7 protein-coding genes are annotated in these 25,226 nt (G+C 74.9%); 3 read left to right on the top strand and 4 right to left on the bottom strand.

The annotated features are described in order from the left end of the window. Positions 1 to 191: 191 nt before the first annotated feature. The 3 genes from C1708_RS00415 (at position 192) to C1708_RS00405 (ending at position 3,221) form a co-directional block, all read left to right on the top strand. The gene (locus tag C1708_RS00415) at positions 192 to 1,259 is read left to right on the top strand and encodes a glucose-1-phosphate thymidylyltransferase (RefSeq protein ID WP_106410762.1); all 1,068 of its coding nucleotides are present in this window, start codon (positions 192 to 194) and stop codon (positions 1,257 to 1,259) included. Between the two features lie 264 nt (positions 1,260 to 1,523). Next, positions 1,524 to 2,438, top strand: coding sequence for an ABC transporter ATP-binding protein (locus C1708_RS00410; RefSeq protein WP_106410761.1), 915 nt, complete (start codon positions 1,524 to 1,526; stop codon positions 2,436 to 2,438). Positions 2,439 to 2,477: 39 nt separating this feature from the next. Further along, the gene (locus tag C1708_RS00405; RefSeq protein ID WP_106410760.1) at positions 2,478 to 3,221 is read left to right on the top strand and encodes an ABC transporter permease; all 744 of its coding nucleotides are present in this window, start codon (positions 2,478 to 2,480) and stop codon (positions 3,219 to 3,221) included. A gap of 107 nt (positions 3,222 to 3,328) precedes the next feature. Here the strand turns inward: C1708_RS00405 and C1708_RS00400 are convergent, their stop codons facing one another. The 4 genes from C1708_RS00400 to C1708_RS00385 all read right to left on the bottom strand — a co-directional run bounded on the left by C1708_RS00400 (position 3,329) and on the right by C1708_RS00385 (position 25,225). Then, the gene (locus C1708_RS00400) at positions 3,329 to 4,753 is read right to left on the bottom strand and encodes an FAD-dependent oxidoreductase (RefSeq protein ID WP_106410759.1); all 1,425 of its coding nucleotides are present in this window, start codon (positions 4,751 to 4,753) and stop codon (positions 3,329 to 3,331) included. A gap of 92 nt (positions 4,754 to 4,845) precedes the next feature. Then, the gene (locus tag C1708_RS00395; RefSeq protein ID WP_106410758.1) at positions 4,846 to 5,610 is read right to left on the bottom strand and encodes a thioesterase II family protein; all 765 of its coding nucleotides are present in this window, start codon (positions 5,608 to 5,610) and stop codon (positions 4,846 to 4,848) included. A 66-nt stretch (positions 5,611 to 5,676) separates the two neighbouring features. After that, positions 5,677 to 11,118: a beta-ketoacyl synthase N-terminal-like domain-containing protein gene (locus C1708_RS00390; RefSeq protein ID WP_106410757.1), complete on the bottom strand. Its 5,442-nt coding sequence runs from the start codon at positions 11,116 to 11,118 to the stop codon at positions 5,677 to 5,679. Between the two features lie 49 nt (positions 11,119 to 11,167). Continuing rightward, on the bottom strand, positions 11,168 to 25,225 hold the full coding sequence (locus tag C1708_RS00385) for a type I polyketide synthase (protein WP_502696110.1): 14,058 nt from the start codon (positions 25,223 to 25,225) through the stop codon (positions 11,168 to 11,170). Between the last annotated feature and the right edge of the window lies 1 nt (position 25,226).

Raw genomic sequence — 25,226 nt, 5'->3', positions numbered from 1 at the left:
CGGTGCCGGAGCGCGCGGCTAGATTCCGGTACGGCTCGCCGTGCGCCGCCGACCCCGGTCCGGCCCTGCCGCGCTCCGCCGGAGGCGGCCGGAAGAGCCTGCCATCGGCCCGGGCCGCGCACATCCCCCGTCGCGGTCCGGGCACTTGAGGCCCGCGGCCGCGCGGGCCGAGCCAGGGGCGAGGACTGAAGATGAAGGCACTCGTACTCGCGGGCGGAACGGGCAGCCGGTTGCTGCCGATCACCCATACCGCGCCGAAACAACTGGTCCCGGTGGCCAACAAGCCCGTGCTCTTCTACGGGATCGAGTCACTGGTGGCCGCCGGGATCACCGACATCGGCATCATCGTGGGGTACACGGCCGACGAGATCCGGGCCGCGGTCGGTGACGGCAGCGCCTTCGGGGCGCGCGTCACCTACATCCCGCAGGACCGGCCGCTCGGCCTGGCCCACGCCGTGCTGGTGGCGCGTGACTACCTCGCCGACGACGACTTCGTCATGTACCTGGGCGACAACTTCATCGTGGGCGGCATCAGCGAACTGGTCGGCAGTTTCCACCGCAACCGCCCCGACGCCGACATCCTGCTGACCCGGGTGGACGACCCGACCGCCTTCGGCGTGGCCGAACTGGACGCCGCGGGGCAGGTCGTCCGCATCACGGAGAAGCCGAAGAACCCGATGAGCGACCTGGCCGTGGTCGGGGTCTACCTCTTCACTCCCGCCGTCCACGAGGCCGTACGGGCCATCGAGCCCTCCGCCCGGGGCGAGCTGGAGATCACCGACGCGCTGCAGTGGCTGATCGACCAGGACCGCACCGTCCGGTCGACGCTGGTCACCGGGTACTGGAAGGACACCGGCAACGTCAGCGACATGCTGGAGGTCAACCGTTCGGTGCTGGAGACGCTGGAGCCGTGCACGGAGGGGTGGGTCGACGCGGACAGCGAGATCATCGGCCGGGTCAGGATCGAACGGGGCGCCGAGGTCTCCGGCTCGCGCATCGTGGGCCCGGTCGTCATCGGCGCGGGCTCCACCGTGACCAACTCGTACATCGGCCCGTCGACCTCCGTCGCCGAGGACTGCGTGATCGACTCCAGTGAGATCGAGTTCTCCATCGTGCTGGAGAAGGCGAGCATCGAAGGGGTGGGGCGGATCGAAGCCTCCCTCATCGGCCGGCAGTCGAGGGTCACCCACGCCGACCGGACGCCCCGGGCCCACCGTTTCGTGGTGGGCGACCACAGCAAGGTCCAGATCACGCCGTGAGGCCGGGCCCCGCCCGGTCGCTCCGCGGCGGAGGCAGGGGGAGGACATGACACACCGCGGACCGTCGCTCCCCCGGGCCGCCGACCGCACGCAGTGCCTCTTCGGGCCGCCGGGCTCCCCCGGCGGCCCGAACCTGTGCGCCGAGCCGCACGGGGGGGTGGGTCCAGACCCACCTCCGAAGTGGGACCAGACGGATTACGGGCCCGCGCGGCCGTCCGTAGTGTCCTTGTCCAAGCAGCAGGCAACGTGTGAGGAAGGGCCCCCATGCCGGTGATCGAAGCCACTCGCGTACGGAAGCAGTACGGCGACCACGTCGCGCTGCGGGACGTCTCGTTCTCGGTGGAGCGCGGTGAGGTCTTCGGCATCCTCGGCCCCAACGGGGCCGGCAAGACCACGATCGTCGAGTGCGTCGAGGGGCTGCGCAAGCCCGACGGCGGCGCCATCGAGGTGCTCGGGCTCGACCCGCAGCGCGAGCGCAAGGCGCTGCGCCAGCGGGTGGGCATCCAGCTCCAGGAGAGCGCCCTCCCCGACAACATGAAGGTCTGGGAGGCACTGGACCTCTACAGCTCCTTCTACAGCGACCCGGCCGACTGGCGCGAACTGCTGGAGGAATGGGGGCTGGCCGAGAAGCGAAACGCCCGCTTCGGCAAGCTCTCGGGCGGCCAGAAGCAGCGCCTGTTCATCGCGCTGGCCCTGGTCGGCAAGCCGGAGATCGCGGTGCTCGACGAGCTGACCACCGGCCTCGACCCGCAGGCCCGGCACGAGACCTGGTCGCTGATCGAGGAGATCAAGGCCAAGGGCGTGACGGTCCTGCTGGTCACCCACTTCATGGAGGAGGCCGAACGCCTCTGCGACCGGATCGCGGTCATCACCCGGGGCACCGTCTCCGCCATCGACACGCCGCAGGGCCTGATCGCACGGGTCGGGGCGGTGCAGAAGCTGCGGTTCCGGCCGTCGGCGCCGGTCGAGGACGACGTCCTCACGGGGCTCACGGGGGTGACGGCGGTGCAGCGCACCGGCGGCCTCGTGGAGGTCTCGGGCAACGGCGACCTGCTCCAGGTGGTCACCTCGGCACTGGCCCGCCGGGACGTCGTCCCCCGGGAGCTGCGTGTGGAGACCCCGACCCTGGAGGACGCCTTCGTCGCCCTCACCGACGGCGACCGCCGCGTCGGAGCCTGACCTTCCGTCCCCCCTCCCCCACGCCTCTAGGAGACCGCTGTGCCCGCCCTCGCCAAGATGACGTACGTCGAAGCCAAACTCCTGCTGCGCGATCCGGCCTCGGCCATCATGACCCTGGCGTTCCCCCTGTTCCTGATGACGATCTTCGGGATCATCCCCGGGTTCCGGGAGCCCTACGAAGGTTTCGGCGGCCAGGCGGTCATCGACACCTTCGTGCCCTCGGTCGTGGTGCTGGTGGTCCTGTCGATCCTCGCGCTGAGCGTGATGCCCGTGTACCTGGCCACCTACCGCGAACGGGGCGTGCTGCGCAGGCTCTCCGCAAGTCCGGTCCACCCGGCGAAGCTGCTCGCCGCGCAGATCGTGGTGAACGCCTTGATGGCGTTCGCCGCCGCCGTCCTGCTGATCGCCTTCGCGGGGCTCGCCTTCGACGTCAGCCCGCCCGCCGACCTCGCCGGCTTCGCCCTGGCCCTCGTGCTGGGCACCACGACCCTGCTCTCGCTCGGCATGCTGGTGGCGGCCTTCGCCCCGAGCAGCAAGGCGGCCACCGCGATCGGTCTGATCCTGATGTTCCCGCTGATGTTCCTGGCCGGCGTGTGGACGCCGGTGGAGATGCTGCCCGGCGTGCTCGGCTCGATCGGCACGGCCACCCCGATGGGCGCCGTGCTGCAGGCGCTGCGCGACAGCTGGGGCGGCGAGCCCGCCCAGCCGTGGCTGCTGCTGCTCATGGCCGGGTACAGCGTGGTCTTCGCCGTGGTCTCCGCGCGCTGCTTCCGCTGGGAGTGACGCACCGCCTCAGCGGCGTGGGAAAAGTCCCGGGAAGCGGGAAAAGGGGGGTGGTCCCGGAGGGTTCCGGGACCACCCCCCTCCGTGTGCTCCCGGGGGCGGCCCGGTCAGCCCGGGGCGGGTGTCCGGGCACCGTCCAGGAGAGCCCGCTCGGCCGGGCGCAGAGGCGGGCCGGTCAGTTCGGGCAGGGCGCCCGCACCGCCGAGCGCGGCGACGACACGCGGCGCTCCCAGCCTGCTCATCGGCGCGTTGAGGGTGATGACGTCGGTGAGGGCCGCGTTGATCTCGGGGTGGCGCAGGGCCAGCTTGCCGAAGTACTGGGCGGAGCGGTCCTCCTCGGGGGTGCGCCGGGTGAGCCGGGGGTCGACGACGGTGGTGCGGACCTCGGGGTAGCAGATGTCCTGGCTGGTCGCCATGACCCACGGGTCGTCCACCACCGCGCCGATGGCCCGCTGTGCGCGCCGGGCGGTGGTCTCGCCGAGTCCGCCGTCGCCGAGGACCTCGGCCAGGGCGAGCGCGGCGCAGGCCGCCGCGCTCATCCCCGTGCCGTAGACGGGGTTGAAGGCGACGAGGGCATCACCGAGGACGACCAGGCCGCCCGGCCAGGCGGCGCGCTCGCAGTAGAACCGCCGGTTGGCGGCGGTGCTGGAGCCCTGGACGCCGGTCAGCGGGCGCGCGGTGGCCATCAGGCGGGCGATCAGCGGGGAGCGCAGGCTCCGCGCGAAGTCGTCGAACTCCTCCTCGCGGCGCGGCGGGCGGCCGCCGCGGGTGCCGGTGAGGCTGATCATCCACCGGCCGCCCTCGACGGGGACGAGGCTGGCGGAACGCCCGGGGACGGGGGCCCGGTAGTCGGAGAAGACGTTGACCACCGGGAAGCGGTCGCGGGCGCCCGGCGGCGCCTCGTAGAGGCGGGTGGCGTAGGCGAGGCCGGAGTCGACGACCTCCTCGGGCACGGCGGGCACGCCGAGCGTGGCCAGCCACTGCCGGAGTCGGCTGGCGCGTCCCGTGCAGTCGACGACGAGGTCGGCGGAGAGGTCGCGGACGGTCTCGCGGCCCTCCACGACGGTGGCGACGCGTACGCCGGTGACCTGGTCGGGGCCGCCGAGCAACTCCCGGGCCTCGGACCCCTGGAGCAGTCGGACGCGTTCCTGGCGCAGGGCCTGGTCGCGGACGACCCAGTCGGTGAGGTCGCGGGTGGCGGTGATCATGAACTGGGTCTCGGGGAAGCGGTGCTGCCAGCCGTCGGCGGAGAGCGTCACCACGTCCTCCGGGACGCCGAGGCGGTGGGCGCCGCGTTCCCGCAGCCGGTCGATGGTGCCGGGGAGGAGGGCGTCGACGGCCCGTGCGCCGCCGGACATCAGGACGTGCAGGTGGCGGGCCTGCGGTACGCCCTTCCTGGGCGCCGGGGAGTCCAGGGGGAGTCGGTCGCGGTCGACGACGGTGACGGCGGCGACGTGGCGGGCGAGCGCGGTGGCCGCCAGCATGCCCGCGTGTCCGCCGCCGAGCACCACGGCGTGGGTGGAACGGCCCATCGGCTCGGTTCACCCCTTTCGCATAGTTCTGGGTTCGGCCGGGTTCCTGGGACCGCGCGGTTCCCGGTGGGTGCGCGTGGCCCGGTGGAGCCTCAGTCGACGCGGGCGGTGAGCAGGCGGTCCGTGACGATGCGGACGATCTGCGGCTGGTGGTTGGCCAGGTAGAAGTGGCCGCCGGGGAAGACGTGGAAGTCGAAGGGGCCCTCGGTGTGCTCCGCCCAGGCGCGGGCCTGCTCCACGGTCACCTTGGGGTCGGCGTCCCCGGTCAGGACGGTGACGGGGCTGCGCAGCGGTGCCGAGGGCCGGTAGGTGTAGGTCTCGGCCGCCCGGTAGTCGGCGCGGATCGCGGGCAGCACCATGCGCAGCAGCTCCTCGTCGCCGAGCACCTGGGAGTCGGTGCCGCTGAGCCGCTTCAGCTCGGTGATGAGCCCGTCGTCGTCGCGGAGGTGGACGGTCTCGTGGACGTACCGGGACGGGGCCCGCCGGCCTGAGGCGAAGAGCTGGGTGAGGACGACGTCGTGGTGCTCCTCCAGCCTCCTGGCGACCTCGTAGCCGAGGGTGGCGCCCATGCTGTGGCCGAAGAGGGCGAGCGGCCGGTCGGTCCAGGGGAGCAGCGCGGCGGTGACCTGGTCGGCCAGGTCGTGCAGGTCGGTGACGGCCGGTTCGGTCCGGCGGTCCTGGCGGCCGGGGTACTGGACGCCCAGCACGTCGACGGGGGCCGGCACCGCCTTGGCCATCGGGAAGTAGAAGCTGGCCGAGCCTCCGGCGTGGGGCAGGCAGACGAGCCGCACGGCGGCGTCGTCACGCGGCTGGAACCGTCGTATCCACAGGCCGTTGTCCTCGTTCTTACCGGTCACGGTGGGGTGTTCCTTCCTGAGAGGTGTCGCCTCGGACGGGAGGCGGAGAGGTGCGGGAGGTGCGGGTCAGCCCGGCAGGGCGGCGGTCCAGCGTTCCACGGCGTCGGCCGTGGCCGGGGCGTGCTCACCCATCATCGTGAAGTGGTTGCCGGGCGCGTCCGCGAGGCTGTGGTCGAACTTCCAGGAGGTGCGCCAGTCGCCGCCCTCCCAGGCGCCGAGCGGTTCGGAGGCGCGCACCAGCAGGGTCGGGGTGGTGAGGGCCGAGGGCTGCCAGTGGGCGAAGTGGTCGTAGTAGTGGGCGGAGGCGGTCAGCCCCTGGTCGTCGACGGGGACGTAGGTCTCCTGCCGGTCCAGGACGCCGCCGACCAGCTCGTAGCGCCATTCGGCCATGGGGGCGAGGTTGTCCCAGGTGTAGAGGTCGAGCAGGACGAGCCCGGCGGCCGGGGCGCCCTCCTCCTCCAGGTGCCGGGCGAGGGCGTGGGCGACGATGGCGCCCGCCGAGTGGCCGACGAGGACCAGCGGCCCCTGGGCGTGGGTCCGCAGGCTCCGCGCCAGGTGCCGCACGGTCACCTCCTGTCCGGCGGGCAGCGGTTCCTCCGCGGCGTAGCCGGGCAGCGGGAGCGCCGACACCTCGCGGCGGCCGCGGAACCCGGCGGCGAACCGGGCGTACTCGTGAGGTCCGGCGATGGGCGACATGCCGCTGCAGCAGACCAGGGCGGGTGCGGCGGAGCCCCGTGCCAGCCGGACCGGGCGCGGGGGCGCCCCGAGCTGCTCCGGGTCCTCGAAGGTGGGCCGGAACCGGGCGAGGCTGCTCACCACCGGCAGGTAGTCGTCGATCCGCCGGTCGGCCATGGCCTGCCGGTAGAGCCCGGCGAGGATGCCGGGGGCCTCCGGTCCGCCCGGCCGTGCGGCGGTGCTGCCGTCCCCGGCGAGTTCCGCGTCGAGGAAGGCGGCCAGGTCGGCGGGGGTCGGGTGGAGGAAGAGGAGGGTGCCGGGGAGGTCGAGCCCGGTGGCGCGCGCCAGCCGGTTGCGCAGGTCGAGGGCGGTGAGCGAGTCGAAACCCGCCTCCAGGAACGGACGGCCGGACTCGACGTCCCCGGCGCCCTGGTGGCCCAGCGCCTCGGCCGCCTCCGTACGGACCAGCAGGTCGAGGAGGCCGGCGCGCTCCTCCGCCCCGGCCTCGGCCAGCCGGGCCCGCAGCCGCCCGGCCGCCTCGCCGTCGGAGGCCGCGTCGGGGCGCTCGCCCCGGCCGGCCTCCCGGGCGGCCTCCTGGGCCTCGGGGATCTCGGCGAACAGGGGTGCGGGCCGCGAAGCGGTGAAGGCGGTGACGAAACGCGGCCAGTCGACGTCGGCGCAGACCAGCCGGGGCGGTCCGCCGGCCATGGCCCGGCGCAGGGCGTCGAGCACGGGTATCTGGTCCATCGGCGGGAGCCCGTGCCGCCGCAGGGCCTCGCCCGCGGTCGCGGCGGGCTCGCCGCCGTCGGCGGTGCGGGTGGTCTCGACGGTCTGCACGGGGTCCTCCTCGACGGTGCCGGAACGGTGCGCGGGGGCCGGGTGGTCGGTCGCGGGCCAGGGCCCGCAGGCGAGCGCGGTGGCGGCCAGCCCCCGTGCCCGGCGGCCTGCGGCGACGGCCTCCGCGCAGGCGTCGGCGGCGGCGTGCGCCGCCTGGCCCCCCGCACCCCAGGTGGCGGCGACCGAGGAGAGGACGACGAAGGCGTCGAGCGGGCGGTCGCCCAGGACGCGGTCCAGGTGCAGCGCGGCGAGGCCCTTGCGGGCCAGGGCGCCGCCCAGTTCGTCGGCGCCGAGTGCGGCGAGGCGGGTGGCGGGCGCCGGGTCGGTGACGAGGAGCACCGCCCGGACGGGGCCGCTCTCGGTCTCGACGGCGGCGACGGCCTCGGCGAGCGGCCCGGTGTCGGGATCGGTGAGAGAGACCTCGCGGTACGTCAGACGGGTTCCCAGCTCGGCGAGTTCCGCGGCGAGGCCGGGCTCGGGCGGCCGGGGACCGACCACGGCCAGCTGCTCGGCGCCCATGCGGGCCAGGCCGCGCGCGAGGTGCCCGCCGCGTACGGAGGCGGCATCCGTGAGCAGGACGGTGCCGCACGGGCGCCACCCCTCGGGCACGTCCGCCGCCGGTGCCGCGGGAGCGCGGTGCACCCGGCGGGCGAACAGGCCCCGGGGGCGTACCGCCACCTGGTCCTCGTCGCCGCACCGGCCGGCCAGGACGGCGAGCAGCCGGGACCGGGAGGACGGGTCGACGGAGTCGGGCAGGTCGACCAGGCCGCCCCACCACTGGGGAAACTCCAGGGCGGCGCTCCGCCCGAGTCCCCACAGCCATGCCTGGGCGGGGTCGGGCGCCGCGTCCGCGTCGCCGGCGGAGACGCCGCGCCGGGTGGCGCACCACAGCCGGGGCGCCGCGTCCTCGGCGGCGAGCGCCTGCACCAGCGCCAGCGTCGGGGCGGTGCACGGCGCCGTCCCGGCCTCCGCGGTGGCGAGGAACGACAGGACCGCCCGCTCCTCCCCCGCGTCCGACCGCAGCGGGGCGAGCAGACCGGCGAGTTCACCGCTTCCGGCGCCCGGCGGGACCACCAGCAGGTCGACCCGGGCCCCGTCGGCGCGCAGCCCCGCCTCGGCCTCCCGTACCCACGGGTCGGCGCCCGCTCCCTCGGGCACGGCCAGGACCCAGCGGGCGGGGGCGGCTGCGGCCTCACGGGGTTCGACGGGGCTCCAGGCGATCCGGTAGTGCCAGGGGTCGGTCTCGGTCCGCGGTGCGGCGAGGGTGGGCCAGTGGCGCTGGTGCTGGAAGGCGTAGGTGGGCAGGTCGACGCGGCGGGCGCCGGTGCCGGCGAAGAACGCCGCCCAGTCGACCTCACCGCCGTGCGCGTGCAGCTCGCCGAGAGCGGTGACCAGGGTGGCCGCCTCGTCCCGGTTCTTGCGCAGCACGGGCACGAAGAGCGCGTCCTCCGCCTCCGGCAGGGTGGTGCGCGCCATGGCGGTGAGCACACCGTCCGGCCCGATCTCCAGGAACCGTGTGACGCCTTGGGCGTGCAGGGTCCGCACGCCGTCGGCGAAGCGGACCGCCTCACGGACGTGCCGCACCCAGTAGTCAGGCGTGGACAGCTCAGGCCCGGCGACCTCACCGGTGAGGTTCGAGACGACGGGGATGCGGGCGGGCCCGTAGGTCAGCGTCTTTGCGACCTGCCGGAACTCCTCCAGCATCGGATCCATCAACACCGAATGGAAGGCGTGGCTGACCGTGAGCTTCTTGACCCGCGCGTCCCGCTCGGCGAGCGCGGCGGCGACCTGCTCCACCGCCGCCTCCGCACCCGAGACGACCACCGCACGCGGCCCGTTCACCGCAGCGACCGAAACCCCCTCCGCCAGCGCCGCACGGACCTCGTCCTCCGACGCCTCGACCGCCACCATCGCCCCACCCGCGGGCAGAGCATCCATCAACCGACCACGCGCCACCACCAACGCACACGCGTCGTCCAGGTCCAGCACCCCGGCCACATGCGCGGCCACGACCTCCCCCACCGAATGCCCGAGCAGTGCGTCCGGGCGCACCCCCCACGACTCCAGCAGCCGGAACAACGCCACCTCGACCGCGAACAACGCCGCCTGCGTGAACCGCGTCCGATCCAGCAGACCAACACCCTCACCCTCACCCTCGCCCTCGAAAGTGACGGTCTTCAACGACCGGCCCAGCTCACCGTCCACCCGCGCGCACACCGCATCGAACGCCTCCGCGAACACCGGATACGCGGCATACAACTCCCGCCCCATCCCGACCCGCTGCGCACCCTGACCCGTGAACAGCAGGCCCAGCCCTCCGGCGGAGACCGGGCCCCGGCCGGACAGGGTGTCCAGCTGGGCGAGGAGGGTGTCGCGGGTGGAGCCGACGGCGACGGCGCGGTGCTCCAGGGCGGCACGGGTGGTCGCCAGGGAGAAGCCGACGTCCGCCGGGGTGGCCTCGGGCCGGGTCTTGAGGAAGGTGCGCAGGCGGGCGGCCTGTTCCCGGAGGGCGGCGGACGAGCGGGCGGAGACCGGCCAGGCCACCACCGGGGGGCCGGCCGCCCCGGAGCCGGCGGGGACGGCGGCCGGGGACGGCTCGGCCGGAGGCGGCTCCTCCAGGATGACGTGGGCATTGGTGCCGCTCACGCCGAAGGAGGAGACGCCGGCCCGGCGGGGGCGCTCCCCGCTCCTGGGCCAAGGGCGTTCCTCGCGGAGGAGTTCCACGGCGCCGGCGGACCAGTCGACGTGCGGCGTCGGCTCGTCCAGGTGGAGGGTCTTCGGGAGGACGCCGTGGCGCATCGCCATGGCCATCTTGATGATTCCGGCGACGCCAGAGGCGGCCTGCGTGTGGCCGATGTTCGACTTGAGTGACCCGAGCCGCAGCGGGCGGGCGGCCGGCCGGTCCTTGCCGTACGTCTCCAGCAGCGCCTGCGCCTCGATGGGATCGCCGAGGCGGGTGCCGGTTCCGTGGGCCTCCACCGCGTCGACGTCGGAGGTGTCCAGGCGGGCGTCGGCGAGCGCTTGGCGGATGACGCGGCGCTGGGCGGGGCCGTTGGGAGCGGTGAGGCCGTTGGAGGCGCCGTCCTGGTTGACGGCGGAGCCCCGCAGCACCGCGACGACCGGGTGCCCGTTGCGGCGGGCGTCGCAGAGGCGTTCCAGCAGGAGCAGACCGGCCCCCTCCGACCAGCCGGTGCCGTCGGCGCCGGCGGCGAAGGACTTGCAGCGCCCGTCGGCGGCCAGCCCGCGCTGGCGGCTGAACTCGATGAACGCGCTGGGGGTGGCCATCACCGCCACCCCTCCGGCGAGGGCGAGCGCGCACTCGTTGCGGCGCAGCGACCCCATCGCCAGGTGGACGGCGACCAGGGAGGAGGAGCAGGCCGTGTCGACGGTGACCGCCGGGCCCTCGAAGCCGAAGGTGTAGGAGATCCGGCCGGAGACCACGCTCCCGGCGTTGCCGGTGGCGAGGTGGCCCTCGACCGGCTCGGCGGCGCCCAGGAGCAGGGGCGTGTAGTCCTGCCCGCTGCATCCGACGAAGACACCGGTGCGTCCGCGCCGCAGGGAGCGCGGGTCGACGCCCGCGCGTTCGATCGCCTCCCACGCGGTCTCCAGCAGCAGGCGCTGCTGGGGATCCATGGCGAGGGCCTCGCGCGGCGAGATGCCGAAGAAGGCGGCGTCGAAGTCGGCCACGTCGTGGAGGAAGCCGCCTTCCCTGGTGTAGGTCGTGCCCGGCCGGTCGGCGTCGGCGTCGGCGTCGTAGTGGGCGTCGACGTCCCAGCCGCGGTCGGCGGGGAAGTGGGTGACGGCGTCGACGCCGTCGGCGACCAGGTTCCACATCTGCTCCGGGGAACGGACGCCTCCCGGGTAGCGGCAGCCCATGCCGACGACCGCGATCGGCTCGGGCGGTGCGCTCTCCAGCTCGTGGAGGCGCTGCCTGGTCTGCTGAAGTTCGGCGACGACCCGTTTGAGGTAGTCGCGGAGCTTGTCTTCACTGGCCATCTGCCCGTGGGCCCCCCTCCTGCGTCGTGTGCGTCGGTGTGCCGGTCACTCAGGACACCGCCAGGTCTTCGTCGATGAGGCCGAAGAGCTCCTCGTCGGTGGCGTCTTCGAGGCGGGCGGTGCCGTTTTCGCCGGCCGCCTTGCCGTCCGGGCTGCCGTCGAGGACGGCGAGCAGCCGCCGCACCCGGGCCTGCACCCGTAGCCGGTCCTCGTCGTCGAGACCGTCCGCGACCGCCGCTTCGAGCTGGTCGCACCGGTCCAGCAGCGTGGTGACGCCGTCCTGGCCGGGGTCCGCGAGCAGCTGGAGGAGGTGGCCGGCGAGGGCGGCGGAGGTCGGGTGGTCGAAGACGACCGCGGCGGAGAGCGCTGCGCCGGTGGCGGCGCCGAGCCGGTTGCGCAGTTCGACGGCGGTGAGCGAGTCGATGCCGAGGTCGGAGAAGGAGCGGTCGGCCTCGACGGCGTCGGACGTCTCGTGGCCGAGGACGGCGGCGGCCTCGGCGCGGACCAGCCGGACCAGCCGGGCGCGCCGCGCCTCGGGCGCGGCCTGGGCCAGTTCGGCCTTGAGGGCGAGGGCGGCGTCCCCCGGGGTCTGCGCGGCGGCGCCCTCCAGGATCTGGCGGACCTCGGGGATGCCGTCCAGCAGCGGGCGGGGCCGGGTGGCGTTGTAGGCGGGGGCGAAGGTGGCCCAGTCCACGTCGGCCACGGCGACGGCGGTGTCGCCCGCGCCGACCGCCCGGATGAGGGCGGTGACGGCGAGCGCCGGGGCCATGGAGCGCACGCCCTGCCGGCTGAGCATCGCCTCGGCTCCGTCCTGCGTCGCCATGCCGCCCTCCGCCCACGGTCCCCAGGCGACGGAGGTGGCGGCGAGCCCCTGGGCGCGCCGCACTTCGGCGAGGGCGTCGAGGTAGGCGTTGGCCGCGGCGTAGGCGGCCTGTCCCGCGCTGCCCCAGACGGAGGAGATGGAGGAGAAGAGGACGAAGGCGTCGAGGTCCCGGCCGGCCAGTGCCTCGTGGAGGTTGCGGGCGCCGGAGACCTTGCCGTGGAGGACCGCGGAGGCGGCCTCGGGGGTCAGATGGGCGGTGGGGGTGAGCTGGCCGGTGCCGGCCGCGTGCACCACGGCGTCCGGGCCGCGGCCCTCGGCGTCGAGCCGGGCCAGGAGCGCGGTGACCTCGGCCCGGTCGGCGACGTCGCAGGCCGCGACGGTGGCGGTGGCGCCCAGTTGGGCCAGTTCGGAGACGAGGTCGGCGGCGCCGGGGGCTTCCGGGCCCCGGCGGCTGGTGAGCACGAGGTGGTCCGCGCCGCGGGCGGCGAGCGTCCGGGCGACGTGGGCGCCGAGGGCGCCGGTGCCGCCGGTGACCAGGACCGTGCCCCTGGGGTTCCAGCCGGGCTGCGCCCCGCCGGTGGGCAGCGGGCTGCGCACCAGCCGCCGGACGAATGTTCCCCAGGGGCGCAGGGCCGTCTGGTCCTCGCCGGTGCCGGGGGCGAGGACGGTGCGGAGTTCCCGCAGCACCTGTGGGTCCGGTACTGCCGGGAGGTCGACGGCGCCGCCCCAGCGGCGCGGCGTCTCCAGCCCGAGGACCCGGCCGAGCCCCCACACTTGCGCCTGCTCGGCGGCGCGCAGCGGGTCGTTGGCGCCGGTGGAGACGGCTCCGCGAGTGAGGAGCCAGAGCGGCGCCTCGCTCTGCGCGTCGCCGAGTGCCTGGGTGAGCAGCAGGGTCGCGGCCAGGCCGCCGGTGAGTCCGGGGTGGCCGGGGTGCGGCGCGGTGTCGAGGGCGAGGAGGGAGACGATGCCCTGGGCGGCGGGCGCCTCACGCAGCATCCGGGCGGTCCCCTCGCGGGTCGCGGTGGCGGTGTCGACGGTCAGGGGTACGGGGCGGGCCCCGGCCTCGGTCAGCGCGTCGAGGACGGCGCCGGCCCACGCGGGGTCTCCCCCGGTCCCGGACAGGGCCACGATCCAGTCGCCGGAGAGCCGCGCGGGGGCTGCTCCCTTGGGGGCGGGCCGCCAGGTGGCCGCATACCGCCACCTGTCGGCCTCGGCGGTCTCGCCGTGGCGCCGGCGCCAGGAGACCAGGGCGGGGAGCACGCTGCCCAGGTGGTCCTCGGGCACGCCGAGCTCCCCGGCCAGGGCGGCGGTGTCCCGGTCCGCCAGATCGGTCCAGAGACCGGAGTCCTCCCGCGTTCCGCCGTCCGGCCGGGCGGCGGTCGCGGCGGGTGCCTCGGGCCAGTGGCGGCGCCGCTGGAAGGCGTAGGTGGGCAGGGGGACGGTGGGACCGTCCGGCTGGACCGCCGCCCAGTCGGGGTCGGCGCCGTGGACGTACAGGGCGCCCAGGGCGGCGAGCAGGGCACGGGGTTCGGGGCTTCCGGCACCGGGCCCGGGGACGACGAGGGTGTCCGGGGCGTACGGGAGGGCCGCCTTGGCCAGCGCGGTCAGGACGCTGCCGGGGCCCACCTCGACGTAGCGGGAGGCGCCCGCGGCGGCGAGGGCGGTGATCCCGTCGGCGAACCGCACGGTGCCGCGGACGTGCGCGACCCAGTGGTCGGGGGTGGCCAGTTCGGGCCCGGCGAGGGCTCCGTCGAGGTCGGAGACGACGGGGATGCGCGCCGGGTGGTAGGTGAGGGAGCCGGCCACCGTGCGGAACTCGTCGAGGATCGGGTCCATCAGCGGGGAGTGGAAGGCGTGGCTGACGGTGAGCCGCTTGGTCCTGCGGCCGTCGGCGGCGATCCGCGCCGCGGCCTGGGCCACCGTCTCCTCGGCGCCCGACAGGACGACGGAAGTGGCTCCGTTGACGGCCGCGAGGGAGACCTGCTCCAGCCCGTCGAGAGCGGCCCGTGCCGTCTCCTCGTCGGCCTCGGCCGCGATCATGGCGCCGCCCTCGGGCAGCGCCCGCATGAGCCTTCCGCGCGCCGCGACCAGGGTGCAGGCGTCGTCGAGATCGAGTACGCCCGCGGCGTGGGCGGCGGCGATCTGGCCGACGGAGTGTCCGAGCAGCAGGTCGGGGCGGACGCCCCAGGAGCCGAGGAGGGCGAAGAGGGCGGTCTCGAAGGCGAACAGCGCGGCCTGGGTGAAGTCGGTGCGGTCGAGCAGCGCCGCCTCGGGCCGGCCGGCCTCGGCGAACATCACCTGGTGGAGGGGGCGTTCGAGTTCCGGGTCGAGCCGGGACGCGACGGCGTCGAAGACGTCGGCGAAGACGGGGTGGGCCGCGTACAGCTCCCGGCCCATCCCGGCGCGCTGGGCGCCTTGCCCGGAGAAGAGGAAGGCGGTGCGGGCGCGGGTGGCGCGGGCCGGGCCGTCACCGGTGCCGGCCGCGAGGGCGTCGAGTCCGCGCAGCAGCTCCTCGGTACTGGCGCCCTGGACGGCCGCGCGGTGCGCGAGGGCCGAGCGGGTGAGGGCGAGGGAGCGGGCGACCGCCGCCGCCGGGGCGGGTGAGCGGCGCAGGTGGTCGGCGAGGCGGGCCGCCTGGGCGCGCAGCGCCTCGGTCGTGTGTCCGGAGACCGGCCACAGGACGGGCACCGCCTCGGCGGGGTCCCGCGGTGCGGCGGCGGCAGGGGGTTCCTCCTCCGGGGCGGCGGGCGCCTCCTCCAGGATGGCGTGGACGTTGGTGCCACTGATCCCGAAGGCGGAGACACCCGCCCGCCGCGGCCTGCCCGTCTCGGGCCACTCGGTCCGCTCGGTGAGCGGGCGAACCGCGCCGGAGGACCAGTCCACGTGGTCGGAGGGCCGGTCGATGTGGAGGGTCCGGGGCAGGATGCCGCGGCGCATCGCCTCGACCATCTTGATGACGCCGGCGACGCCGGCGGCGGCCTGGGTGTGCCCGATGTTCGACTTGACGGCGCCGAGCCAGAGCGGCCGGTCGGGGTCGCGGTCCTGGCCGTAGGCGGCGAGGAGGGCCTGCGCCTCGATGGGGTCGCCGAGCCGGGTGCCCGTGCCGTGGGCCTCCACCGCGTCGACCTCGGCCGGGGTGAGGCGGGCGTTGGCGAGGGCCTGGCGGATGACGCGCTGCTGGGCGGGGCCGCTGGGCGCCGAGAGGCCGTTGGAGGCGCCGTCCTGGTTGACGGCGGAGCCGCGCAGCACCGCCAGCACCTGGTGGCCGTTGCGTTCGGCGTCGGAGAGTCGTTCCAGCAGGAGGACGCCGACCCCCTCGCCCCAGCCGGTGCCGTCGGCGGCCTCGGCGAAGGGCTTGCAGCGGCCGTCCTCGGCGAGGCCGCGCTGACGGCTGAAGCTGATGAACATCCCGGGGGTGCACATGATGGTCGCTCCGCCCGCGAAGGCGAGTTCGCACTCGCCCTGCCGCAGTGACTGGGCGGCCAGGTGGAGGGCGACCAGCGAGGAGGAGCAGGCGGTGTCGACGGTGACCGCCGGGCCCTGGAGGCCGAAGGAGTAGGCGAGCCTGCCGGAGAGCACGCTCGCGGCGTTGCCGGTCATCAGGTGGCCCTCGGCGCCCTCCTGGGCGGCGCCGACGATCCCGTAGTCCTGGTAGTTGATTCCGGCGAAGACCCCGGTACGGGTGCCGCGCAGGGTGACGGGGTCGATGCCCGCGCGTTCGGTCGCCTGCCAGGAGGTCTCCAGGAGCAGCCGCTGCTGGGGGTCCATGGCGAGGGCCTCGCGCGGGGAGATGCCGAAGAAGGCGGGGTCGAAGTCCGCGGCGTCGTAGACGAAGGCTCCCTCCCTGGCGTAGGAGGTGCCCGGGTGGTCGGGGTCCGGGTGGTAGAGCCGGTCCAGGTCCCAGCCGCGGTCGGAGGGGAGCACCGAGACCGCGTCGCGTTCGGCCTCCAGCAACTCCCACAGGTCGTCGGGGCTGCCGACGCCCCCGGGGAAGCGGCAGCCCATGCCGACGATCGCGACGGGTTCGTCGGCGGCGGCCGGAGCCCGTACCGAGGCGGGGACCGCGGCGGCCGGCGCGGGAGCGGCTCCGCCGGCCAGACGGTCCACCAGGTGGTCGGTGAGGGCCAGCGGGGTGGGGTGGTCGAAGACGGTGGTGGCGGGCAGCCGCAGGCCGGTGGCGGCGGCGAGCAGGTTGCGGAACTCGACCGCGGTGAGCGAGTCGAAGCCGATGTCGCGGAAGGGCATGCCCGGCTCCACGGCCTCGGCCGCGGGGTACCGGAGCACCACGGCGGCCTGTTCCCGGATCAGCTCCAGTACGGCGTGGTGGCGCTCGAGGGCCGGGAGGCCGGCCAGAGCGGCCGAGAGGGAGGGCGCGGCGTCGTCGGCCGCGGCGGCGGCCTCTCGGGCTGCGCGGGCGCCCGGCAGCCGGTCGAAGAGCGGCGCGGGGCGGACCGCCGTGAAGCGCGGCAGGAAGACCGTCCAGTCGATGTCGGCGACGGTCAGGGCGGTGTCGCCACCGGTCACGGCTCGTTCCAGGGCGGTGAGGGCGGACTCGGAGGCCATCGGCGCCACACCGCCGCCCGGGAGGCGGGCGTCCCCGGCGGCGAGGCCGGTCTCACCCCAGGCTCCCCAGGCCACCGAGGTGGCGGGCAGCCCCTCGGAGCGGCGGTGCTGGGCGAGGGCGTCGAGGAAGGTGTTGGCGGCGGCGTAGGCGGCCTGGCCGCCGTTGCCGAGGCTGCCGGCCGCGGAGGAGAAGAGGATGAGGGCGACCCCCCGGACCCGCGTCAGCTCGTGCAGGTGGAGGGCGGCGAGCGCCTTGGCCCGCAGGACCGGCGCGAGGCGTTCGGGGGTCAGTCCGTCGAGCACACCGTCGTCGAGGACGGCGGCGGCATGGACGACGGCCGTCACCGGCCGGTCGGCGGCCTGTGCGTCGAGCAGGGCGGCGAGCGCGGTGCGGTCACCGGCGTCGCAGGCGACGGCCTCGGCATCGGCCCCCGTGGCCCGCAGCCGCTCGAGCAGCGCGGCGGCGCCGGGCGCCTGCGGCCCGCGCCGGGAGACCAGGAGCAGCCGCTCGGCGCCCTGCTGCGCCAGCCGGAGCGCGAGGGCGCCGCCGATGCCGCCGGTCCCGCCGGTGATCAGGACGGTGCCCCGGGGCGGCCAGGCGCCGCCCGTGTCGGTCTCGGCCGCGGGAGCGGGTACCAGGCGCCGTCCGGAGAGGCCGGAGGCGCGCAGTGCGAGCTGGTCCTCGGTGCCGGGTCCGGACAGCACGGCGGCGAGCCGGGTCCCGGCCCGCTCGTCGGGTGCCGGCGGCAGGTCGACCAGGCCGCCCCAGCGCTCCGGGCTCTCCAGCGCCGCCACGCGGCCGAATCCCCACAGGGTGGCCTGGGTCGGGTGAGTGACCGCGTCCGAGCGGCCCGTGGAGACGGCGCCCCGGGTCGCGCACCACAGCGGGGCGTCGGGGGCGATCTCGCCGAGGGCTTGGTGGAGTACGAGCGTCGTGGCGAGGAACCCGGGGACCGGGGTCTCCTCGCTCAGGGTGTCGTCGGCGAGGGCGAGCAGCGAGAGCACGCCGGTCGGCGCGGCCGCGCCGTCGGACCCGGTCAGGGCCGCCCGCAGCAGTGCGGCTGCCCCGGCCCGTCCGACGCCCTCGGGGAGTTCGACCGGTACGGCCGTACCACCGTGGCGTGCGACCGCCCGCAGAGCCGCCCGGCCCCACGGCTCCGAGGCGCCTCCCGGGGCCAGGACGACCAGCCACTCCCCTGTCAGAGCCGGAGCGGTCGGGACGGTGACGGGCTGCCAGGTCTCCCGGTACCGCCAGGAGTCGATCAGTCCTTCGTGCCTGCGCCGCCGGCGCCAGCGGGTCAGTGCCGGCAGCACCTCGGAGAACGGGGCGTCCGGGGCCAGCTCCAGCGCCCCGGCCACCCCCTCCAGGTCCTCGCGGTCCACCGTCTCCCAGAACCGCGCCTCCTCCGGATCGGCGGCGACCGTCCCCGCACCGGAGACGTCCGCCTCGGGGGCATCGGGCCAGTAGCGCTGGTGTTGGAAGGTGTAGGTGGGCAGGTCGACGCGGCGGGCGGCGGCCGGGAAGACCTTCGCCCAGTCCGGAGCCACGCCGTGGACGTGGAGTTCGGCGAGGGAGAGCAGCATCCGGTCCAGACCGCCGTCGTTCCGGCGCAGCGAGCCCACGGTGACGGCCGAGGCAGCGGACGGGCTGTCCTCGATCGTCTCCTGCACCCCCAGACTCACCACCGGATGCGGACTCGACTCCACGAACACGCCATAACCGTCGGCGAGGAGACTGCGGGTGGCGGTCTCGAACTCCACCGTCCGGCGCAGGTTGGTGAACCAGTAGGCGGCGTCGAAGCCCGAACCGTCCTCCGCCACACCCGTCACCGTCGAATACACCGGTATCCGCCCCGCCCTCGGCTCGATCGGGGACAGCACCTGAAGGAGTTCGTCACGCAGCTCCTCCACGTGGGCGGAGTGGGAGGCGTAGTCCACCGCGATCCGACGAGCACGCACACCCCCCTCCGTCCAGTGCGACATGAGAGCGTCCAGGCCCTCGACGTCGCCGGAGACCACCACCGAGGCCGGACCGTTGACCGCCGCGACCGAGACCCGGCCCTCGTAGCCGGCCAGGTCCTCACGCACCCGGTCCACCGGCAGCGGCACGGACACCATCCCGCCCCTGCCCGCCAGCGCCACGATCGCCCGCGACCGCAACGCCACCACACGCGCCGCGTCCCGCAACGACAGCACGCCCGCCACACACGCGGCGGCGATCTCCCCCTGGGAGTGACCGATCACCGCCGACGGACGCACCCCCCAGTCCTCCCACACGGCCGCCAGGGAGACCATCACGGCGAACAGCAGCGGCTGGACCACGTCCACCCGCTCGGTGTCCACCCGGCCGTGCAGGGCGTCGTCCAGCGACCAGTCGGTGAACGCCGACAGCGCCTCACCGCACTCCGCCATCCGCGCGGCGAACACCGGCGAGCAGCCGAGCAGTTCCACGGCCATGCCCTGCCACTGCGACCCCTGCCCGGGAAAGACGAACGCCACCCGGCCCGGCTCACCCGCCACACCCTCGACCACACCTGCCGCACCACGACCCTCAGCCACCGCCGACACACCCTCGAGCAGCGCCTCACGCGAAGCACCCACCACCACCGCCCGGTGCGGCAGATGCGCACGCGTCGACGCCAGCGAGAAACCCACATCGGCCACCGGCTCATCGGTCAACGCGCCCAGCAGCCTGGCCGCTTGAGCACGCAGGGCCTCCACCGACTTGCCGGAGAGAGCCCACGGCACGGGCAGACCGTCGGGCGCGGGAGCGTCGGTGGGCTCCGGTTCCGGGCCCTGTTCCAGGATGACGTGGGCGTTGGTGCCGCTGATGCCGAAGGAGGAGACGCCCGCCCGGCGCGGGCGACCCGTGTCGGGCCAGTCGCGGGTGCTCGTGGCGAGGGTGATGTCGCCGGCGGTCCAGTCGACGTGCCGCGTCGGCTCGTCGACGTGCAGGGTCCTGGGCAGGACGCCGTGGCGCATCGCCTCGACCATCTTGATGACCCCCGCCACACCGGCGGCGGCCTGGGTGTGCCCGATGTTCGACTTCACCGAACCCAGCCACAGCGGTCGGCCCGGCTCGCGTCCGCGTCCGTAGGTGGCGAGGAGGGCGCCCGCCTCGATCGGGTCGCCGAGCCGGGTCCCGGTGCCGTGCGCCTCCACCGCGTCCACGTCGGCCGCCTCCAGGCCCGCGCTCGCCAGGGCCTGGCGGATGACGCGCTGCTGGGAGGGGCCGCTCGGTGCGGTGAGGCCGTTGGAGGCGCCGTCCTGGTTGACGGCCGAGCCGCGCAGCACGGCGAGGACCGGGTGGCCCTTGGCGCGGGCGTCCGAGAGGCGCTCGACGAGGAGGACACCGACTCCCTCGGCGAACCCGGCGCCGTCGGCCTGACCCGCGAACGCCTTGCAGCGGCCGTCGGCGGCCAGGCCGCCCTGCGCGCCGAGTTCGGTGAAGAGGCCGGGGGTGGGCATCACGGTGACACCGCCCGCGAGGGCGAGGTCGCACTCACCCTGCCGCAGCGACTGCGCCGCCAGGTGCAGCGCGACCAGCGAAGAGGAACAGGCGGTATCGACGGTGACCGCCGGGCCCTCCAGCCCGAGGGTGTACGAGACGCGGCCGGAGATGACGCTCGCGGTGTTCACCGTGGCGACGGGACCGTCGAGACTGCCCGGTCTGCTCAGCAGCAGTGAGGTGTACGCCTGGCTGTTGGTGCCCGCGTAGACGCCCGTGCGACTGCCGCGCAGCGTCGTCGGGGCGATGCCCGCGCGCTCGATCGCCTCCCAGGAGGTCTCCAGGAGCAGCCGCTGCTGCGGGTCCATCGCCAGTGCCTCGCGCGGCGAGATCCCGAAGAACGCCGGGTCGAAGGCGCCCGGTTCGGTGAGGAAACCGCCCTCGGCGGTGACGGTGTGCAGGGTGCCGTCGGCGTCGGCGACGTACACCGAATCCATGTCCCAGCCGCGGTCCTCGGGGAAGGCGGTGATGGCGTCGCCCTCGGCGAGCAGCAGCCGCCACAGACCGTCCGGGGATTCCACGTCGCCGGGGAAGCGGCAGGCCATGCCGACGATGGCGACGGGGTCGGTGCCGGTGTCCGCGAGGGCGGTGGCGGGGACGGCCGTGACGACCTCGGGGAGGACGCCGGACAGCTCGCTCCAGAGGTGCGCGGTGAGCAGGCGCGGGGTGGGGTGGTCGAAAGTGAGGGTGACCGGCAGCCGGAGTTCGGTCGCCGTGCCCAGGCGGTTGCGGAGTTCCACGGCGGTCACCGAGTCGAATCCGATGTCGCGGAAGGCCCGGTCGGGTTCGATCTCCTCGGCCGATCCGTAGCCGAGGACGGCGGCGACCTCGGTGCGGACGAGGTCGAGAAGGGTGCGCAGGGCCTCGTCGCGGGGGCGGCCCGTGAGACGGGCGACGAGGGCGGAGGTGGCGGCGGGTTCGGCCGCGCGCGCTGATGCCTCGGCGAGCAGCGCCCTGACCTCCGGTACGTCCTCCAGGACGCGCGAGGCGCGGGTGGCGGTCATCGCGACGAAGAAGCGTTCCCAGTCGATGTCGGCGATCGCCACGGCGGTGTCGCCGTGGGCGACGGCCTGGCCGAGGGCGGCCGTGGCGAGAGCGGGCGCCATCTCCGGCAGGCCGTGGCGGCGGGCGAGTTCGCCGATGCCGCCCTCGGCCATGCCGCCCTCGGCCCAGGGACCCCAGGCGAGGGAGAGCGCGGGCAGGCCGAGGTCGCGGCGGTGGTGGGCGAAGGCGTCGAGGAAGGCGTTGCCAGGAGCGTAGTTGCCCTGGCCGGAGGCGCCGAAGGAACCCGCCATGGAGGAGAAGAGGACGAAGGCGGACAGCTCGCTGTCCTGAGTCAGCTCGTGCAGGTGGAGGGTGGCGTCCATCTTCAGCCGCAGCACCCGCTCCAGTTGCTCGGGGGTGAGTGAGTCGATCACCCCGTCGTCGAGGACGGCCGCGGTGTGCACCACGGCGGTCAGCGGCTGTTCGTCGGGGATCCCTTCGAGGAGCCCGGCCAGGGCTGCGCGGTCCGCGATGTCGCAGGCGGCGAGGGTGACCCGGGCGCCGCTCGCGCTCAGTTCGTCGGAGAGTGCCGCGGCGCCCGGGGCGGCGGAGCCGCGGCGGCTGACGAGGAGGAGGTGTTCGGCGCCCTGCCGGGCGAGCCACCGGGCGGTCTGCGCGCCGAGTGCGCCGGTCCCGCCGGTGACCAGCACGGTGCCGGTGGGCCGCCACGGCGCCGTGCCGTCGGCGGTGGACGCGGCGCGGACGATGCGGCGGGCGAGGAGACCGGAGGCTCTGAGGGCGAGCTGGTCCTCGCCGGTGGCCCCGGAGAGCGCCGTACGCAGCAGTGCGGGGAACCGCGCGCCCGGTACAGCGGGCAGGTCGAGCAGGCCGCCCCAGCGCTGCGGGTACTCCTGGGCCGCGACACGGCCGAGCCCCCAGACCAATGCCTGCTCCGGCTGGTCGAGGGTGTCCGCGGCACCGGTGGAGACGGCGCCCCGCGTGGCGCACCACAGCGGCGCGCCGATGCCCAGGTCACCGAGGGCCTGGAGGAGGGCGACCGTGCCCGTGTGGCCGGGCGTCGCTCCGGGCAGAGCGGCGAGGCGGCCGGGAGCCAGGGCGAGGAAGGAGACCACTCCGTCGAGGGCACCGGCGTCGTCGAGGCCGGCCGCGCGCAGGTCCCGCACAGCCGAGGCACGGTCGGGAGCGCTCAGCCCGAAGGGGACAAGCAGCACCTCGGCGCTGTCCGCCCGCAGGACCTCGGCCGCCGCGGCCACCAGCGGGTCGTCTTCCTGCCCGGCCGGGACGGCGAAGGCCCAGCGGCCGGTGAGGCGTTGTGGCCCGTAGACAGTCTGCGGCTTCCAGACGACGCGGTACCGCCATCCGTCGACCGTGGAGCGCTCCTGGTGACGCCGCCGCCAGGCGGAGAGAGCCGGCAGGACCTCGCCGAGTGGGGCGGAAGCGTCGACCTGAAGACTCTCGGCGAGCGCCTGAAGATCCTCACGCTCGACCGTGGTCCAGAAGGCGTCGTCCGGACCGGCGCCGGCCCCAACGCCGGAGAACGCGCCCGATCCGGGGTCTTCGGGCCAGTAGTGCTGGTGTTGGAAGGCGTAGGTGGGCAGGTCGACGCGGCGGGCGGCGGCCGGGAAGACCTTCGCCCAGTCCGGCGAGACACCTCGGACGTGGAGTTCGGCGAGGGAGAGCAGCATCCGGTCCAGACCGCCGTCGTTCCGGCGCAACGAGCCCACGGTGACGGCAGAGGCAGCGGACGGGCTGTCCTCGATCGTCTCCTGCACCCCCAGACTCACCACCGGATGAGGACTCGACTCCACGAACACGCCATAACCGTCGGCGAGGAGACTGCGGGTGGCGGTCTCGAACTCCACCGTCCGACGCAGATTGGTGAACCAGTACACGGCGTCGAAACCCGAACCGTCCTCCGCCACACCCGTCACCGTCGAATACACCGGTACCCGCCCCGCCCTCGGCTCGATCGGGGACAGCACCTGAAGGAGCTCGTCACGCAGCTCCTCCACGTGGGCGGAGTGGGAGGCGTAGTCCACCGCGATCCGACGAGCACGCACACCCCCCTCCGTCCAACGGGTGAGCAGTTCGTCCAGGCCCTGCACGTCGCCGGAGACCACCACCGAGGCCGGACCGTTGACCGCCGCCACCGACACCCGGCCCTCATAGCCGGCCAGGTCCTCACGCACCCGGTCCACCGGCAGCGGCACGGACACCATCCCGCCCCTGCCCGCCAGCGCCACGATCGCCCGCGACCGCAACGCCACCACACGCGCCGCGTCCCGCAACGACAACGCGCCCGCCACACACGCGGCGGCGATCTCCCCCTGCGAGTGACCGATCACCGCCGACGGACGCACCCCCCAGTCCTCCCACACCGCCGCCAGCGACACCATCACGGCGAACAGCAGCGGCTGGACCACATCCACCCGCCCGACATCCACCCGGCCGTGCAGGGCGTCCTCCAGCGACCAGTCGGTGAACGCCGACAGCGCCTCACCGCACTCCGCCATCCGCGCAGCGAACACCGGCGAGCAGCCGAGCAGTTCCACGGCCATGCCCTGCCACTGCGACCCCTGCCCGGGAAAGACGAACGCCACCCGGCCCGGCTCACCCGCCACACCCTCGACCACACCCGCCGCACCACGACCCTCAGCCACCGCCGACACACCCTCGAGCAGCGCCTCACGCGAAGCACCCACCACCACCGCCCGGTGCGGCAGATGCGCACGCGTCGACGCCAGCGAGAAACCCACATCGGCCACCGGCTCATCGGTCAACGCGCCCAGCAGCCTGGCCGCTTGAGCGCGCAGGGCCTCCACCGACTTGCCGGAGAGAGCCCACGGCACGGGCAGACCGTCGGGCGCGGGAGCGTCGGTGGGCTCCGGTTCCTCCGGGCCCTGTTCCAGGATGACGTGGGCGTTGGTGCCGCTGATGCCGAAGGAGGAGACGCCCGCCCGGCGCGGGCGGTGGCCGGGTTCGGGCCAGCTCCGTTCCTCGGTGAGGAGGCGGACCTCGCCCTCGCTCCAGTCGACCTGGGGGGTGGGCTCGTCGACGTGGAGGGTCCTGGGCAGGACGCCGTGGCGCATCGCCTCGACCATCTTGATGACCCCCGCGACTCCGGCGGCGGCCTGGGTGTGCCCGATGTTGGACTTCACCGAACCGAGCCACAGGGGCCGGTCCTCGGGACGGTCCTGCCCGTAGGTGGCGAGGAGGGCCTGCGCCTCGATCGGGTCGCCGAGCCGGGTGCCGGTGCCGTGCGCCTCCACCGCGTCCACGTCCGCCGGGCCGAGGCCGCCGCTGCGGAGGGCCTGGAGGATGACGCGTTGCTGGGAGGGGCCGTTGGGGGCGGTCAGGCCGCTGCTGGCGCCGTCCTGGTTGATCGCGGAGCCGCGGACGACGGCGAGCACCGGGTGGCCGTTGCGCCGGGCGTCGGAGAGCTTCTCCAGGAGGAGCATGCCGGCGCCCTCGGCCCAGCCGGTGCCGTCGGCCGCTCCGGCGAACGCCTTGCAGCGGCCGTCGGCGGCCAGGCCCCGCTGACGGCTGAAGGCGATGAAGGTGCCGGGGGTCGCCATCACGGCGACGCCGCCCGCGAGGGCGAGCGAGCACTCGCCGCTGCGCAGCGCGTAGGAGGCGAGGTGGAGGGCGACCAGCGAGGAGGAGCAGGCGGTGTCCACGGTGACCGCCGGGCCTTCGAGCCCCAGGGAGTAGGAGACGCGGCCGGAGGCGACGCTGCCGGAGCTGCTGGTGCCGAGGTACGCCTCGCTGCCCTCGGGCATCAGGTGGAGCCGGGAGGCGTAGTCCTGGTACATCACCCCGGCGAAGACACCGGTGCGGCTGCCGCGCAGGGCGGTGGGGGCGATGCCGGCGCGTTCGATCGCCTCCCAGGAGGTCTCCAGCAGCAGCCGCTGCTGCGGGTCCATGGCGAGGGCCTCGCGCGGGGAGATGCCGAAGAAGACCGGGTCGAAGTCACCGGCGTCGTGGAGGAAGCCGCCTTCGGTGGTGTACGACGTGCCGGTGCGGTCGGCGTCCGGGTCATGGAGGGAGTCGATGTCCCAGCCGCGGTTGGCGGGGAAGGAGGTGATGGCGTCGCCGCCCGACTCGACCAGCCGCCAGAGCTCTTCGGGGGAGCTGACCCCGCCCGGGAAGCGGCAGCTCATGCCGACGATGGCGATGGGTTCCGTGGCGGCGTTCTCCGCTTCCCGCAGC

Origin of the sequence: Streptomyces sp. DH-12 (assembly GCF_002899455.1) — a bacterium.
GTDB lineage: Bacteria > Actinomycetota > Actinomycetes > Streptomycetales > Streptomycetaceae > Streptomyces.
The sequence above is the reverse complement of the archived record's forward strand: the minus strand, read 5'-3'. Positions and strand labels throughout refer to the sequence as shown.

Bases quoted from the DNA above. Each gene is read 5' to 3' on its own strand.
- C1708_RS00415 (WP_106410762.1), top strand. From the start codon at position 192: ATGAAGGCACTCGTACTCGCGGGCGGAACGGGCAGCCGGTTGCTGCCG.
- C1708_RS00410 (WP_106410761.1), top strand. From the start codon at position 1,524: ATGCCGGTGATCGAAGCCACTCGCGTACGGAAGCAGTACGGCGACCAC.
- C1708_RS00400 (WP_106410759.1), bottom strand. From the start codon at position 4,753: ATGGGCCGTTCCACCCACGCCGTGGTGCTCGGCGGCGGACACGCGGGC.
- C1708_RS00390 (WP_106410757.1), bottom strand. From the start codon at position 11,118: ATGGCCAGTGAAGACAAGCTCCGCGACTACCTCAAACGGGTCGTCGCC.